This window comes from Kribbella sp. VKM Ac-2568, assembly GCF_004345365.1.
Classification (GTDB): Bacteria; Actinomycetota; Actinomycetes; order Propionibacteriales; family Kribbellaceae; genus Kribbella; species Kribbella orskensis.
This window is the reverse complement of sequence record NZ_SLVF01000004.1, coordinates 21484-35948: the sequence shown is the minus strand read 5'-3', so window position 1 is coordinate 35948 and position 14465 is coordinate 21484. Positions and strand designations below refer to the sequence as shown.

The following is a 14465-nucleotide window of genomic DNA, read 5'->3' as shown; positions in this document are numbered from 1 at the left end:
GAAGGTCAAATGCTCCACCTCCCGCTACCTCAACCGCGACCACACCCGCCCCGACACCACGACCACCATCACCGCCATCACCATCACCGTGCACACCCCACCGCTCTCCCCGGCACCCCGCCGCGCCCACAACCCGTCGCAAACGCCCCGGATCCCGACCCGCCGCGACCGCGTCACCGCGATCATGACCACCGACCCCCACCGCGCCTGGACCGGCCGCGAACTCGCCGAACGACTCCAGATCAAACCCCGCAACCTGCTCACCCAACTCGGCCAATGGACCCGCGACGGCTTCCTCACCCGCACCGGCCACGGCACCTACACACTCGACACACCGCCATAGACCCTGGACAACCCCACCCAACCGCTAACTACGCGGCATTGGATCGCGCAGCGACGCCGGAGGCGCCCTTGAGGCGTGCCGGGCCGGACCCGCACTTCCCACGATCGCTAGCGGGGCGATGCGGGAGCCTACGGTCAGTCGGCGGATCACCTTAGCCGCGGACTTGGGTTGCCGGCCGATGGAGTGAGCAGTGCAATCGACAGGGTGTTGATCGTTGTCCTCCGTCGACTGATGCGCGACACCCGTCCGCCAACTGATGTGCGACAGTCGGACGCAGATCGCGGCAGAAGTGCGCGGTTGGTGTCAGGCGAACGCTTGCGGAACCTCGGATGACGCATGGCAGTGTGGGCAGGTGGAACCGCCGAAGAGAAAGGGCAGTTTGGCCGCGATGGCGGTTCGGTGGTTGGTATGTGCAAGACCAGTCCGTATGCAAACTCGGTGCCGTCTGCCGCGTGCTGCAGGTTCCTGGTGGCGACGGTGCGTAGCTCGGCCACCTCATGCTCGTAGCGCTGGCGAACTACAGCGGTGTCCTCTGGCCCATCGTTCGAGGCGATGATTGCGGCAGCCAGGTGCAAGGCGGCTATGGACCCGATCGGTGCGTGATGCGCGCGCATCTGCGCCAGCGTGGGGAGCGCGGCGTAACTCGCGCTGTAGACCGTGCCCTGGTGGCACGGACGCCCCCACAGTTCATCCCAGAGCCCCGAGTGAAGACACTGTCGGAATGCTTGCGGAAGCTGCAACCACGCTGAAGCGCCTGAACCTGGAAGACAATGCGGCTATGTTGCTCGAAGCCGCGAAGAAGTTTAAGAATGGGCAACAATACATGTAGTCTCCGCGCCACCTCAGAAAGCGCAGTCCTCCCGCATCGCCCCGATAGCTGCCGACCTTAGGTTCGGTGCGGTGCGGGTCAAGGGTCGGAGATCCCGGAGGGACGCCGTAGGCGCCCTTGACGCGTGCCGGGCCGCACCGTCCCTTCCATGATTGCTAGCGGGGCGATGCGGGAACCCACCAGCAGGCAGCGCAGGTCGATGCCGTGCGGGCAGCGGGTGGCCGGCCTTTCTGGGCGAGTGGTGCATTGACAGGGTGTCGAGCGTTGATGGCGAGTTGTGCTGTCTTCGACCCGGCACCCTGTTGGCACGTGCGCGCCAAGCCAAGGGACGCGCCCAGAACGCAGCGAAGCGGAGTGGCGGGCAGGCGTCCCGCCCTGTGGTGGCGGCGCGCTTTCGGGCCCTGGAGGGGCCGTCTTGAAGACGTAGAGAAATTTGTCAGGCGGACTCACCGGCACTAGGTGTCACCCCCGGCACGACATACGCTCGATGTGGCGCCGCGATGCATCGCGGCGCGCTCGCGCCAACACGCGACTCGAACCTGTCCGCACCAGACCAGGGTTCGGACCAGTGTATCCCCCGGGTTCGATCAAGCAGGTTGTCGCCGATGATCGACAGAAGCCGCGCTTTTCGCGGTTTCTGTCGAGGAGGTACCTGGTATGTGGACTAGAACTAGCACGTCGAGGAAGAGCAAACTGACGATCGCGACGATGGCAGGGCTCCTTTGCGCTGCAGGCGCTGTGGCAGCGGTCCCGGCGAACGCCGCTACACCCGGGTGCAGCCCGCACTGCATTCAGGTCTACAGCGCCAGGTACGGCTCCCCAACGAACCCTCGGTTCGTGGAGACCGTGTATGGCGGTACCGCGGAGGTGGGCACCCCGGCGGTCCTGGCGCCTCCGAGCACCACCAACCCCGCCGGCGACATCATCGTGAGGGTCGCCGGGTCGGTGACGTCCTTTTACGAGGTCGGCATGGTTTCCGCCGCTGTCAACGCACAGTACGGGCCCCTGGATGCTGTGCAACTCGAGTACGCGCCCAACGGCGTGCGCACCGGCCTCTGCTCGGGTCTGCCGGGGACGCCGTACCAGAACGCGGGCCTCACACTGCAGCCGTGCGACACTCCAGGGTCGACGGTGTTCATCCTCGACACCACCGACTCGCCGTCCACCGGCCCCCTGTACTTCCCCATCATCATGGGGAACACGACCGACTTCGAACACCCGTTCGCGATGACGCTGGTAGGTAACCCGGCCCACAAGAAGGTGCCCCAGATCAAGATCCAGCGCCTGCCGGGAAACCCGGACCACGTCCGCCGAAACCAGCTGTGGAGCGCGAACGTCTTGAACTGACGTCCACGGCCGGCACCAAGAGCCGGTAGAGGCCATCGATCTCGGGCGGTGGTGCGGCGGTTGCCCCCTCCATCTATCCTGCGCGGTCACCACCCCCGAGCCGTCAACCTCGCGGTGGTGCGCGACAGCCATCAGCATCACCAAAGCCCGATTAGCACCCCAGAAGGAGCCACCATGACTGTGAACAGCATTCCGTCGCCGCCCGAAGGACAGGACCTGGCCCAAGTGCCCCTGAAGTTCGAGGTGACGCGCATCCCGGTCACCGACTTCGACCGGGCCAAGGACTTCTACCAGCGCCTCGGATGGCAGCTGGACATCGACTTGCAGTTCACCGAGCAGGTGCGCGGCGTGCAGTTCACCCCGCCGGGCTCCCCGGCGTCGGTCCAGTTCGGCCCGCCCGCCGGTCCGCCGCTGGAGGGCCTGCTGCTGATCGTCGACGACATCGAGGCCGCCCACGCCGAGATCCGGAACCGCGGCATCGAGATCGGCGACATCTTCCACGCCGCCCCGGGCGGGAAGCCCGAGCCCGGGCGCGACCCCCAGGGTCGCTCGTACGTTAGCCAGGCGGCGTTCTCCGACCCGGACGGCAACACGTGGGTCCTCCAAGAGGTCACCGAGCGCATTCCCGGCAGGATCACCTACTAACCCCGCCGTCACGACCGCGCCCTTGCAGCAAGCATTGGGAGTGTCAAAGGCGTCTTGCCCATGTGGTCTGCAGGCTCCTAGGCCTGTCGCATATCAGCTGGCGGACATACGTCGCGGATCATCAGCTCGCTGGGAAGGGCGGAGCTGATCGCCTCACGACCACCTAGCTAATAGGTGCTCACGGTGGCTCCAAGCGGCCCAGAGACTGAAGGCCGTTTCCGGCGCAGTCGGCCCGAGGCTTCGAGCTCGCGGATGACCTCGGCTGTGAAGGGAACGTGCGCGGTCGGCTGGTGGCTACCGACTTGAACGACGGTTCCTTCGTCGTTGACCTCGACCAGCTCGGCGAAGATGTCATCGCAGATCCTCCGCCACAGCAAGATCGCCACGACGATGGAGATCTACACCCACATACCGTCAGAGGTGACTCGTCAGGCTCTCAAGCAGCTAGGGGCCAGCCTGGACGGGCTGGGCTCATGAGAGGGACCTACTGCTGTACTTCATGCAAAAAGCCCTTCCCGATGACTCGGAAAGGGCTTCTGACCTGGGTGGAGCTGAGGGGATTCGAACCCCTGGCCTCCTCGTTGCGAACGAGGCGCGCTACCAACTGCGCCACAGCCCCAGGTTGTCGCGGTTGTGCCTTGCGACCGCGAAACTCTAACACGCAGACGGTCGCCGACTGAAACCGGGATCAGTCACCGACCGCCCGGCGGATTTCGGGCTCCTCGACGGGCGCGGCGGGCTCCGGTACGACGGGGGCCGCCTCCTGCTCGGGGTCCGCGGTACGGGCTGAGGAGAAGACTTCCGGGCCGGACAGGCTGATGGTGCGGACGGTCCGGTCGGGGGCCTTTTCCTTCATCACGTACGTCGGGAGCGTCACCGGGACCGGGTCCCAGAGGCCTTCCGCCGGTGGTTCCGGCTTCTTCTCCACGACGATCTGCTCGGGCGCGACCGGGAGCTTGACTTCGATCGTCATCTCGTGGTCCGGGGACGACGCCGGGGCGGTTGCCGGGCCGCGGTCGTGGTGGGCCTCGGCGCGGGCACGGCGTTCGGCGGCCAGGGCGACGCGCTCGCGGGCCTGGCGGCGGAGCTGGACCCGGGTGAGTACGACGAAGGCGACGATCAGCGTGGCCGGGATCGCGACTGTCCACCAGAGCAGCATGCCCAGGCCGGCAAGCGCGGTCACCGACAACAGCGAAAGGGTCAGGATCGACAGCACCCGCCGGCGGCGCATAGCGGCCACCCGGCGGGCTCGGTTCGGGACGTATCGCGTCGGCGGAGATGGATCAGCCGTGACCGCGTCATCCGTGGCACCGGGCGCCGACGGAGGTCGTACGACGTAGCGCGCGCGGGCCTGGACGTCGGTCTGCCGCGACAGCACGCGGGCAGCCGACGACGAGTACATCTCCGCCGAGCGGCGCCTGCTCACCTCGTCGTTGCGCTTCAGCAGCATCGGGACGAGGTAGGCAGCCCACGCGGCGACGATCGCCACATAGATCAGCCCTGTCGTCCCCATGCGACGACGCTAAGACCACGGGAGGGTCAGTTCCGGTACGTGCGCCGGTGTGTCGCAAGAAGACTCGTGTGACTGGTGTGAATAAGCACGCAGGGTGATCAGCGCAGTCGAGCTAGCAGACCGGGCCCGACTTCCTCGGCGTTGAGGGCGAAGATCCGGTGGTCGCGCCACTCCCCGTCGATGTGCAGGAAGCGCGGCCGGTCGCCTTCATAGCGGAAGCCGAGCTTCTCCACGACCCGCAGACTCGCCTTGTTCTCGGGGCGGATGGCCACCTCGATGCGGTGCAGGCCGAGGTTGAACCAGCAGTGGTCGGCTGCCATCGCGACAGCCGTCGGCACGATCCCGCGGCCCGCGTACTGCTCGTCGACCCAGTAACCGAGGTTCGCCCAGCGCGCCGAGCCGTAGGTGATGCCCGACACCGTCAACTGCCCGACCAGTGGTCGCTTGGCGCGACTCCCCGCACCGGCGGCACCGGCGTACGTGATGACGAAGGGGAGCATCCGGCCGTAGCGGGCCTGGCGGTTCCAGTCGCGGGCCATGGAGCGGAAAGTGCGCGCGCCGTCCTCCGCGCCGGGCGGTTGGGTCGCGTCCCAGGGGCGGAGCCAGCTGATGTTGCGTTGCCGGGCGGCGCTCCACTCGGCGCCGTCCGAGGCCTTCAGCGGTCGAAGGCCGACCTGCCCGTGTTGGAGTTCCACGGGCCAGTGCACGACGGCCATCAGTCCTGATCCGTCCTCGGATGGTCTCCGCCGCGCACCTGTTCGACCGCATGGCGCAGGAGCGGCTCCAGTACGACGAGCCCGTCCTTCACGCCGCCCCGCGAACCAGGGAGGTTCACGATCACCGTCTTGCCGGCCACACCGGCCATACCGCGGGACAGCGACGCCGTAGGCACTCCCTGGGCTACTCCATAAGCACGGATGGCTTCGGCGATGCCCGGGATCTCCAGCTCGAGCACAGCCCTCGTACGCTCCGGTGTCTCGTCCGTAGGCGAGATCCCTGTGCCACCAGTGGTCACCACTACGTCGTACGACGCGGTGACCGCCGCGACCAGGGCTTCACCGACAGGAGCGCCATCAGGCACTATCTGGGGGCCGTCGACGGCAAAACCCCAGGTGGACAGGCGTTCCGCGATCAGTGGACCGGTGGTGTCCTCGTAGACGCCGGCGGCAGCGCGGTTCGAGATGCTGACGACAAGGGCTCTCACGGCCGCTCCCAGTGCCCGGTCTTACCGCCTTCTTTCAGCTCCACCCGTACGTCGGACAGCACGGCCGCCGGGTCGAGCGCCTTCACCATGTCGATGACGGCGAGTCCGGCCACGGCCACGGCGGTCAGGGCCTCCATCTCCACCCCGGTCCGATCGGTGGTCTTCACGGCGGCCACGATCAGTACTGCGTCGTCGGCGACCTCCAGGTCGACCTTCGCGCCGGTGATCGCGATCGGGTGGCACAGCGGGACCAGGTCGGGCGTCCGCTTCGCTCCCATGATCCCGGCGATCCGGGCGACCGCCAGCGCGTCGCCCTTCGGCACGCCCTCGCCGCGCAGCGCGGCGACCACCTCGGCCGAGACATAAACCTTGCCTGAGGCAACGGCCCGGCGGGCACTGGTGTCCTTGGCCGAGACGTCGACCATCCGCGCGGCACCGGTGGCGTCCACATGGGTCAGCCCACCAGCTGATTCCGTCATCCGGTCTCCTCGTCCAGCAGCCAGAGCTCCGCCTGGTCGCCGGCCTGGACGGCGGTGACGTCCTCGGGCACCACGATCAGCGCGTTGGAGCGGCTCAACCCGCCGAGCAGGTGCGAGCCGTGGCCGCCGACTGTACTGGCCATCCACCCCTTGTCGCCGGAGGTGGCCGCGGCGCGGACGAACTGGCGCCGCCCGGGCGGTGAGGTGAAAGCGTCCATCACCACCCCCTGGACGGCCTGGCGGCGGTACGGCATCGCCCCCATCAGCTTGCGCAGCGCGGGCCGGACGAACACCTCGAAGGACACGTACGCCGACACCGGGTTGCCCGGCAGCGTGAAGATCGGCACCTCGTCTTCGCCCATCACGCCGAACCCCTGCGGCTTGCCCGGCTGCATCGCGACCTCAGGGAAGTCGATCGTGCCGAGCTTGGTCAGCACTTCCTTCACCACGTCGTACACGCCCTTGCTGACGCCACCAGAGGTGATCACCAGATCCGCCCGGACCAACTGGTCCGACAGGGTGTCCATGATCTTCTTCGGGTCGTCGTCGACGATGCCGACCCGGTAGACCACCGCACCGGCCTGGCGAGCCGCCGCGGCGAGCGTGTAGCTGTTGGAGTCGTAGATCTGCCCCTCGCCCAGCCGGCTGCCCGGTTCGCGGAGCTCGGCGCCGGTGGACACGATGACCACCCGGGGCCGCGGCCGGACCTTGACCCGGGCTCGGCCGACCGCCGCGAGTACCGCGATCTGCCGCGGGCCCAGCACGGTGTCGGCGTCCATCACCTTGTCACCCGCCCGCAGATCCTCGCCGGCCCAGCGTACGGAGGCTCCCAGCCCGGGCGTCTGCGTGATCCGGACCGTGGCGGCTCCCCCGTCGGTCCACTCGACCGGTACGACGCTGTCGGCGCCGCGGGGCATCGGCGCGCCCGTCATGATGCGTACGCTGGTGCCGCCTGTCACCACGATGGGCTCGCTCCGCCCGGCGGCGATCTCGCCGACCACGGGCAGGGTGATGGGGTTCTCCTGGGAGGCACCGGCCAGATCGGCCGCCTGGACGGCGTACCCGTCCATGGCGGAGTTGTCGAAGCCCGGCAGGCTCACCGGCGAGAAGACGTCCTCGCAGAGCACCAGCCCGAGCGCCTCCATCAGCGGCTGCTCGAACGGCGGCAGCGGCCTCACCCGGCCGAGTACGACTTCCAGATGCTCGTCAACGCTCCGTCTCACCCAGAAGACTCTAGTCGTTCCGGGTGGGCGCCCCAGACCATGCGTACGTCCGGCACCCGCTCCTCGTTGGTAGCCCCGTCGGTACGCCGTACCTCCGTGAACCCATGGTGCCGGTAGAACGCCTGGGCCCGGGTGTTGCTCTGGAACGTCCACAGGGCGAGTCCGCCCGGCCGGAGGTCCTTCGCGAGGTCCACGAGCGTCGAGCCGACTCCCTGGCCTGCTACCTCCGGGTCGACGTACAGCTGATCGAGGTCGTCACCGTCGAGCGTGAGGACGGCGACGATCCGCCCGTCGTCCACCGCGACCCAGGTCTGTCCGTCGGGCAGCAGCACGTCCGCGAACCAACCGCGCACCTGATCCTCGCTGTGGATCGCCGGCGGCAACTGCGAGCCCACCGCGTGCCGCGAACGCCACCAGACGTCGGCGGCCTCGTCCGCGTCGTACGGCTCGAGCGGCCGGATCCAGACGTCATCCACGAAGCTCGGTCCCGTCGGCGATCATCTTCCGCTCGCCGGCCGGAGCCTCGACCTCGACGTCCCCCACCACGACCACGTCCTTGCCGAAGGCAACATCACCGCGAACCTCGAGCCGGTCCGCCCGGACCAGTGACGGCGGTCCGGCCTCGAACCGCGCCTCGAAGTCGGCCAGGATCTTGAAGTACTCCGGGTCCAGGTCGACGTACGGCTCGTCGCCCTCGTGCGTGGTGGTCAGGTCACCGGCCTTGTCGAGCTCGTAGACGTCGGAGCGCAGTACCAGCAGGTCGTTCGTGGTCTTCACCGGCTTGAACCGGCTGCGATCCACGACCACCGCCTGGGATCCCTCGAACGTCTCGATCGCGGTGCCCATCCCGGTCTCCAGCTGGATCACCTTCGGCGAGTCCGGATCGGCCGGGTCGAGCGTCTTGTGGTTCACGATGATCGGCAGGCCGAGGATGCCGTCGTGGCCGTCCATCAGCTCGGCCAACCGGTCCAGGTCGATCCACAGGTTGTTCGTGTTGAAGGTCTTGTGCCGGGTGACGTCCTGGAAGAGCTTGGTGTCATCGGCGTGCACCTGGGCGCTGTCCCGCAGGATCAGCCGGCCGTCGGACTTCCGGACCGCGACATGGCCGCCCTTGCGGTCCGAGCGGGTCCGGCGGCAGACCTCCATCCCGAACGGCACGTCGTGCTCAGCCATCCAGGCGGCGATCCGGCCGTCCGGGGTGGCGCCGAGGTTGTCCGCGTTCGAGATGAACGCGTGCCGGAAGCCCTTCTCGCGCAGCGCGTCGAGCGCGCCGGAGGCGACCAGCGCGGTGAAGAGGTCGCCGTGACCCGGCGGGCACCAGGCGAGCTCGGGATCGGCGGGCCACTCGGCCGGGGTCAGGTCGTCCTCGAGGAGCTTGGGCTCCATGTTCTGCAGGAAGTCCAGCGGCAACCCGTCGACCGGGAGGTCGGAGTACTCGCTCAGCACCGCGAGGGACTCCTCCTTGGTACGGAAGGAGTTCATCAGGACCAGCGGCAGGTCGACGCCGTAGGTCTTGCGAGTGCTGAGGATCTGCCGGGCGATGATGTCGAGGAAGCTCAACCCGTCCTTGACCGGGAGCGCCGACTTCGGCCCGGTGACGCCCATCCCGGTACCGAGGCCACCGTTCAGCTTGATCACCACGGTCTCGGCGAGTGCAGCCCGCATCGAGTCCGCGTCGGTGTCCAGGTTCTCGAGGTGAGGCAGCTCCCCCACCGGCTCGATGTCGTCCTCGCGGATCGTGCCCTGCTGGCCCGACTCGAGCAACCGGTAGTAGTGCGAGAAGACCTTGATCGCGACATCCGCGGCCCCCGCGGCGCGCATCTTCTCCTGGGCCTGCCGAAGTCCTGCCTCACTCATGTCCCAACACTAATGGCCTGGTGCAGGACATGAGGGACGGGCCGCCACGGCGACGTTAACTGCGTCACTCCTGGTCCGTAGGATCACTCTGTGTTCTCCCCAAAGGCCGCGCTGCGCCAGCAACTGCTGGACGCACGCCGGGCATCGGCCACCGCCTCAGGCCAAGGGCTACTCGCTGTAGCGCGCGAGCAGGCCGAGGTCGTCGCGGCCCGCCGGATCGCGCTGTACGTCTCGATGAGCCCCGAACCGCAGACCGGGCCGCTGATCGACTGGTTGCTCGCCTCCGGCCGCGACGTCCTGCTCCCGGTCTTGTACGCCGACAACGACCTCGGCTGGGGTCTGGCCCCGGGCGCGGCCGACCTGGTGCCCGGGCGGCTCGGGCTGTCGGAGCCGCCGGTGGACCTGGGCGCCGACGCGATCACCAGCGCGGAGCTGGTGATCTGCCCCGCGCTGGCAGTGGACCTCAGCGGAGTACGGCTGGGTCGTGGAGGTGGTTCGTACGACCGCGCGCTGGCTCGCGTCTCCCCCGGTACGCCGGTCTGGGCCGTCGTACACGAGCGGGAGATCCTCGATTCACTCCCGGCCGATCCCCACGACCGGCGAGTCCACGCGGCCCTGACCCCGTCCCGACTCGTCCGGCTGGGCCCTTAGCCTTCCGGTCTGGTGAAGGTGAGCGTGTGCTGGCGGGTCGCCTCGACGGCGCCCTTGGTGAAGGCCCACGGCAAGGTCTCGCCACGCGCCCAGAGGTCGGTCTGGTCGACGTAGTTCTTGGTGAACGCGTGTCCGGAGACGCCGGTCAGGTTGATCCAGCGGGACTTGTCGAAGTCGGACAGGTCGACCACCATCCGCATCGACGGGGTGGCAGTCACGGTATAGCCGTCAGCAGCGTCCCAGGCGGTCGCATCGACGGTTGACGAACCGCCGCCCAGCTCCCAAGGACCGCGGTTGAACAGCTTGTCCACCAGGCCGATGCCCGACTTGCCCAGCGTCTGGTTCGTCAGGGTCAGCTTGTGCAGCCGGCCCCACTGCCATTGCGAGGGCTCCCGCGCCATCTTCGTGGTGATCTCGGCGCGGCCGTCGATCAGCGCCTCGCGCAGGATGTCGTCGCGGTTCTCCCGCTGCGGCGTGGTCGTGTTGTCCCACCAGGAACTGTTCGGCTGCGACATCAGCGTGCGGACGACCTCGAACCAGCGCGAACCGCCGTCCGGCCAGGTCGACTCCGGCAACTGGTCGTGGAAGGTCAGCGCGAGCAGGTTGCGCCAGACGATGTTGAAGTAAGCCGCCGGCGCCGAGTCCGCCGGCTGGGTGAAGTCCCAGCCGCGCAAGGTGTCCTGGCCCTGCTTGTCGAAGTCGTCGTCGATCCCGATCTGCAGCAGGTACGGCACCAGCAGTTCGGCGTTGCGGTTCTTGGTGTCCAGCTGGATCGACGCCATCGCGTTGGCATCGAGCTTCCCCGCCGCGCGGATCCGGTCGAGGATCTGCTGCGACCGGTAGCCGTAGTCCCAGTCGTTGGTCAGGTAGTACGGGTACGACGTCGGTACGACGGCCTGGTTCGCCGTCACGATCACCCCGTCGGCCGGGTCGAACTCGGTGGGCATCGCCTGGAACGGGATGTAGCCCTTCCAGTGGTACCGCGCGTCCCAGCCGGGCGCCGGCCAGTCGCCGATGCCGCGGTTGCGGATCGGGATCCGGCCCGGCGCCTGGTAGCCGATGTGGCCCTCGCGGTCGGCGTACACGAGGTTCTGCGAGGGCACCTCGAACAGGGTCGCGGCCGCGCGGAACGCCTTCCAGCTCTGGGCCCGGTTGATCGCGAAGATCGCGTCCGCAGTCCGGCCCGGGGTCAGCGCCGTCCACTGGATCGCGACCCCGTACGGCCGCGGGTTCTTGTCCTTCGCCGCGAGCTCGCCGGTCTCGCGCTCGTCCTCGCCGACGTCGGAGATGATCGGCCCGTGCCGGGACTCCCGGACGGTGATCGTCTCCTCCTTGTCCTCGCCGGCCACCTTGAAGGTCTCTTTCCGGGTCTTCAGCGGTTCGACCCGGTTGTTGTAGACGACACCGTCGCCGCTGAACTTCTCCAGGTACAGGTCGGTCACGTCGGGGTCGAGGTTGGTGAAGCCCCACGAGATCGCCCCGTTGTGCCCGATCACCACCCCGGGCAGGCCGGAGAAGCTGAATCCGGACACGTCGTACGGGCAGCGTGCGGTCACCTGGTTGCAGTGCAGGCCGACCTGCGTCCAGATGCCCGGCATGGTCGCGCCGAGGTGCGGGTCGTTGGCGAGCAGCGGCTTGCCTGTGGTGGTGTGCTCACCGGACACGACCCACGAGTTCGAGCCGATGCCGTCGCCGCGGCCGAGCAGTTGCGGCAACCCCTTGGCGACCTTCTCCACCGAGTCGAGCGACTTCAGCAGGTCCTTGGTGAGCATGCCGCGGCGGGCGACGGACTCCACCGGGCTGGTGGTGAACTGCCCGTCCTGGTCGACGGCCGCGGTCGACAGGATCGGCTCGTTCCGGTCGTACGGGTACGGCGGATAGAGGCTCGCGATGTTGCGGGCGGGGAACGACGCGGCCAGCTTGGTCCGGGCGATCTCCTCGTCCATGTTGCCGCCGAGGTCCCACGCCATCGCCTTCAGCCAGGCGAGCGAGTCCGCCGCGGTCCAGGGCTCGGGGCGATAGTCCGTGCCCTTCAGCGACAGTACGGCGTACTCGAGGCTGAGGCCGGACCCGGAATGGGTGTTCAGGTAGGCGTTGACGCCGCGCGCGTAGTCGTCGAGGAACTGCCGGGTGGCCGGCGTGAGCAGGCCGAGCTCCTTCTCCGCGACCCGGCGCCAGCCGAGCGTGCGGATGAACTTGTCCGTCTCGAGCGCGTCCTTGCCGAACAGCTCGGCCAGCCGCCCGGAGGTGACGTGGCGGCGGAAGTCCATCTCGAAGAAGCGGTCCTGCGAGGCGACGTAGCCCTGCGCTGCGAACAGGTCGCCCGGTTTGTCCGCGTAGATCTGCGGGATGCCGTTGGCGTCGCGGACCACCTCCACGTCCGCGTCGAGGCCCGGTAGCTCCACCGTTCCGTCGTACGTGGGGAAGGAGTGACGGACCACGAAGATCCCGGTGCCGGCCACCACCAGAAGCAGGGCGGTGAGCACAATTCCGGACAGGATGATGACCCTCAGCAGGCGACGCACGGACCAAACTTAGAGAATGCCGCCGCGCACCCCAAATGCTGACCCCTCACAGAACCGGCCGGATCGGCGTTCTACGGACATGACTGAGCTCGAGTTCGTTCCCGTCCCGCCGGCCGACCTGGACCGGATCCGCTGCAACGGCCACGACGACTTCGGCAACCCGCTGGTGGTGAGATCGGTCGGTGCCGGCGCTCCGCTGCGCTGCTGCCTGACGCTCTCCCGCGACGGCGACCAGGTCGCCCTGATCGCCTACCGCCCGTCGTCCCTCGGCGGCCCGTACGCCGAGGTGGGCCCGGTGTTCGTGCACGCCGACGAGTGCCCCGGGTACTCCGGATCGTCGTTCCCAGCGGACTTCGCCGACCGACGCGCGGTACTGCGCCCGTACGACGCCGCCGGGTTGATGCTGGACGGCGTACTCGCCGAGCCGGGTGAGAGTGAAGGGGAGCTGAAGCGGCTCTTCGACGATCCTTCGGTGGCGCTGGTCCAGGTGCGGAACGTGATCGCGGGCTGCTGGAACTTCTCAGTCAGGCGTCAGGTGGCCTAGACCACCAACCGCGGGCCCGAAGTTGGAATACTTCGGGCCCGTGGCGCATTATTAGCAGTCGAGTAGTAGGAGTGCCAGAAGCCTGAAGGGGAATCACGTGCCGACGTACCAGTACCAGTGCACCGAGTGCGGCAACTCGCTCGAGGTTCGCCAGAGCTTCACCGACGACGCGCTGACGGTCTGCCCGTCCTGCGACGGGACGCTGCGCAAGGTCTTCAACGCGGTCGGCGTCGTCTTCAAGGGCTCGGGCTTCTACCGCACCGACAGCCGCTCCTCCGGCACGTCGACGGTGCCTGCCAAGAGCGAGTCGGCCTCTTCTTCGTCATCCTCGTCGGACTCCGGGTCTTCGTCCTCCGGCGCATCTTCATCGAACGGCTCTTCTTCGAGCGGGTCGTCCTCGGGTGGATCGTCTTCCGGTGGCTCGTCCTCGAACGGGTCGTCGTCGAGCAGCAAGACCAGCGCCGCCTGATCCCGCCGGCCTGAATTCCCCTTGTGGACAACGGGGATCAGGCCTTCGAAGGCTCGTACCTTCTCTGGCATGAGCCGAACGAATTCTGTACTGCGCGACGTCCTGAAGGCCGCCCGCTGGCACCGCCGGCTACTCGCCGGATTGTCCGCCGCGGCCGCGGTCTATTTCGGACTGGTCGCCCTGTCCCCTGCCCCTCCTCCTACCGTCGCCGTCGTCGGCGCCGCCCGCGATCTGCCGGGCGGAGCGAGACCAGCCGCGGCTGACCTGCGAACACTGCAACTCCCTGCGCCAGTGGTGCCCTCCGGAGCCCTACGCCCCGGAGCGGAGGTCGCCAAACGCGTCCTCGCCGGCCCCGTGCGCTCAGGCGAACCGCTGACTGACGCGCGCTTCCTCTCCCCCAGCGCCCTCTCCGGCGACCTGCTCGCCTATCCCCTGCGCCTCGACGACGCCGAGATCGTCTCGCTCCTCCACGTGGGCGACCGAATAGACCTGTACGCCGCGACCAGTACCGCCGTGGACTCCGCCAACCAGTTGGCTCGAGCCGTCTCGGTCGTCGCGCTGCCCGCCAGGTCTGCCGCCAGTAGTGCGGGCGCGCTGGTGGTGATCGCGGCCCGCTCCGAAGTGGTCAGCCGCGTCGCCCAGGCAACCGCGAACACCCGGATCACCGTCGCCCTGACCCCCGACACGAGTTAGCGGTGACGCTCCTGCCCGCGGGATGATCACTTATTGGACACACTCGACAGCGATCCGTAGCCGCGCGGCGCGGTAGCTCGCCTGGCGTATGCGATGGTCCTACCTTTTGCGGGTACTGACCGCCGCGGGTCCACCGGGCCCCG

16 protein-coding genes and 1 tRNA gene are annotated in these 14465 nt (G+C 68.2%); 7 read left to right on the top strand and 10 right to left on the bottom strand.

What is annotated here, in order from left to right:
- Positions 1–88 precede the first annotated feature (88 nt).
- From EV648_RS43140 to EV648_RS11330, 3 genes are all read left to right on the top strand, one after another.
- Positions 89–343, top strand: a complete 255-nt coding sequence (locus tag EV648_RS43140) for a hypothetical protein (protein ID WP_199234550.1) — start codon at positions 89–91, stop codon at positions 341–343.
- A 1666-nt stretch (positions 344–2009) separates the two neighbouring features.
- A complete protein-coding gene (locus tag EV648_RS11335) occupies positions 2010–2519 on the top strand; it encodes a hypothetical protein (RefSeq protein WP_132288903.1) in 510 nt (169 codons plus the stop codon).
- 174 nt (positions 2520–2693) lie between these two features.
- Complete coding sequence (locus EV648_RS11330; protein WP_132288900.1) at positions 2694–3164, top strand: VOC family protein; 471 nt, start codon at positions 2694–2696, stop codon at positions 3162–3164.
- 167 nt (positions 3165–3331) lie between these two features.
- On the opposite strand, the gene EV648_RS42550 is transcribed toward EV648_RS11330, so the two are convergent.
- The 9 genes from EV648_RS42550 to EV648_RS11290 form a co-directional block, all read right to left on the bottom strand.
- Positions 3332–3550 (bottom strand): hypothetical protein, encoded by a 219-nt coding sequence (locus tag EV648_RS42550; protein WP_158293966.1) that lies wholly within the window; start codon positions 3548–3550, stop codon positions 3332–3334.
- Positions 3551–3710: 160 nt separating this feature from the next.
- Positions 3711–3783: transfer RNA gene (locus EV648_RS11325), tRNA-Ala, on the bottom strand.
- A 69-nt stretch (positions 3784–3852) separates the two neighbouring features.
- A complete protein-coding gene (locus EV648_RS11320; protein ID WP_132288897.1) occupies positions 3853–4677 on the bottom strand; it encodes a hypothetical protein in 825 nt (274 codons plus the stop codon).
- A gap of 98 nt (positions 4678–4775) precedes the next feature.
- Positions 4776–5393, bottom strand: a complete 618-nt coding sequence (locus EV648_RS11315; RefSeq protein ID WP_132288894.1) for a GNAT family N-acetyltransferase — start codon at positions 5391–5393, stop codon at positions 4776–4778.
- Positions 5393–5881 (bottom strand): molybdenum cofactor biosynthesis protein B, encoded by a 489-nt coding sequence (locus EV648_RS11310; protein ID WP_132288891.1) that lies wholly within the window; start codon positions 5879–5881, stop codon positions 5393–5395. Before EV648_RS11310 ends, EV648_RS11315 begins: the two co-directional genes overlap by 1 nt.
- On the bottom strand, positions 5878–6360 hold the full coding sequence (gene moaC, locus EV648_RS11305) for a cyclic pyranopterin monophosphate synthase MoaC (protein WP_132288888.1): 483 nt from the start codon (positions 6358–6360) through the stop codon (positions 5878–5880). Before moaC ends, EV648_RS11310 begins: the two co-directional genes overlap by 4 nt.
- The gene (gene glp / locus EV648_RS11300) at positions 6357–7583 is read right to left on the bottom strand and encodes a gephyrin-like molybdotransferase Glp (RefSeq protein ID WP_132288885.1); all 1227 of its coding nucleotides are present in this window, start codon (positions 7581–7583) and stop codon (positions 6357–6359) included. Before glp ends, moaC begins: the two co-directional genes overlap by 4 nt.
- Positions 7580–8059, bottom strand: coding sequence for a GNAT family N-acetyltransferase (locus EV648_RS11295; protein ID WP_132288882.1), 480 nt, complete (start codon positions 8057–8059; stop codon positions 7580–7582). The genes glp and EV648_RS11295 overlap by 4 nt, the downstream gene beginning before the upstream one ends.
- Positions 8052–9440 carry a UTP--glucose-1-phosphate uridylyltransferase gene (locus EV648_RS11290; RefSeq protein ID WP_132288879.1) on the bottom strand — a complete coding sequence of 463 codons (1389 nt, stop codon included), beginning with the start codon at positions 9438–9440 and terminating at the stop codon, positions 8052–8054. Before EV648_RS11290 ends, EV648_RS11295 begins: the two co-directional genes overlap by 8 nt.
- A 90-nt stretch (positions 9441–9530) precedes the next feature.
- Between EV648_RS11290 and EV648_RS11285 the strand changes: the two genes are divergently transcribed.
- Positions 9531–10091 (top strand): 5-formyltetrahydrofolate cyclo-ligase, encoded by a 561-nt coding sequence (locus EV648_RS11285; protein WP_132288876.1) that lies wholly within the window; start codon positions 9531–9533, stop codon positions 10089–10091.
- On the opposite strand, the gene EV648_RS11280 is transcribed toward EV648_RS11285, so the two are convergent.
- Positions 10088–12616 (bottom strand): penicillin acylase family protein, encoded by a 2529-nt coding sequence (locus tag EV648_RS11280; RefSeq protein ID WP_132288873.1) that lies wholly within the window; start codon positions 12614–12616, stop codon positions 10088–10090. The genes EV648_RS11285 and EV648_RS11280 overlap by 4 nt on opposite strands.
- Positions 12617–12695: 79 nt before the next feature.
- Here EV648_RS11280 and EV648_RS11275 point away from each other — a divergent pair, with 79 nt between their 5' ends.
- The 3 genes from EV648_RS11275 (at position 12696) to EV648_RS11265 (ending at position 14322) form a co-directional block, all read left to right on the top strand.
- Entirely contained in the window at positions 12696–13160 is a 465-nt protein-coding gene (locus EV648_RS11275; protein ID WP_158293965.1) for a DUF1203 domain-containing protein, read from the top strand.
- A 97-nt stretch (positions 13161–13257) separates the two neighbouring features.
- Positions 13258–13629: an FmdB family zinc ribbon protein gene (locus EV648_RS45165; protein WP_132288867.1), complete on the top strand. Its 372-nt coding sequence runs from the start codon at positions 13258–13260 to the stop codon at positions 13627–13629.
- Positions 13630–13698: 69 nt separating this feature from the next.
- Positions 13699–14322: a hypothetical protein gene (locus EV648_RS11265; RefSeq protein WP_199234549.1), complete on the top strand. Its 624-nt coding sequence runs from the start codon at positions 13699–13701 to the stop codon at positions 14320–14322.
- Positions 14323–14465 lie beyond the last annotated feature (143 nt).

Bases quoted from the DNA above. Each gene is read 5' to 3' on its own strand.
- EV648_RS11330 (WP_132288900.1), top strand. From the start codon at position 2,694: ATGACTGTGAACAGCATTCCGTCGCCGCCCGAAGGACAGGACCTGGCC.
- EV648_RS11320 (WP_132288897.1), bottom strand. From the start codon at position 4,677: ATGGGGACGACAGGGCTGATCTATGTGGCGATCGTCGCCGCGTGGGCT.
- EV648_RS11315 (WP_132288894.1), bottom strand. From the start codon at position 5,393: ATGGCCGTCGTGCACTGGCCCGTGGAACTCCAACACGGGCAGGTCGGC.
- moaC (WP_132288888.1), bottom strand. From the start codon at position 6,360: ATGACGGAATCAGCTGGTGGGCTGACCCATGTGGACGCCACCGGTGCC.
- EV648_RS11290 (WP_132288879.1), bottom strand. From the start codon at position 9,440: ATGAGTGAGGCAGGACTTCGGCAGGCCCAGGAGAAGATGCGCGCCGCG.
- EV648_RS11275 (WP_158293965.1), top strand. From the start codon at position 12,696: ATGACTGAGCTCGAGTTCGTTCCCGTCCCGCCGGCCGACCTGGACCGG.
- EV648_RS11265 (WP_199234549.1), top strand. From the start codon at position 13,699: ATGAGCCGAACGAATTCTGTACTGCGCGACGTCCTGAAGGCCGCCCGC.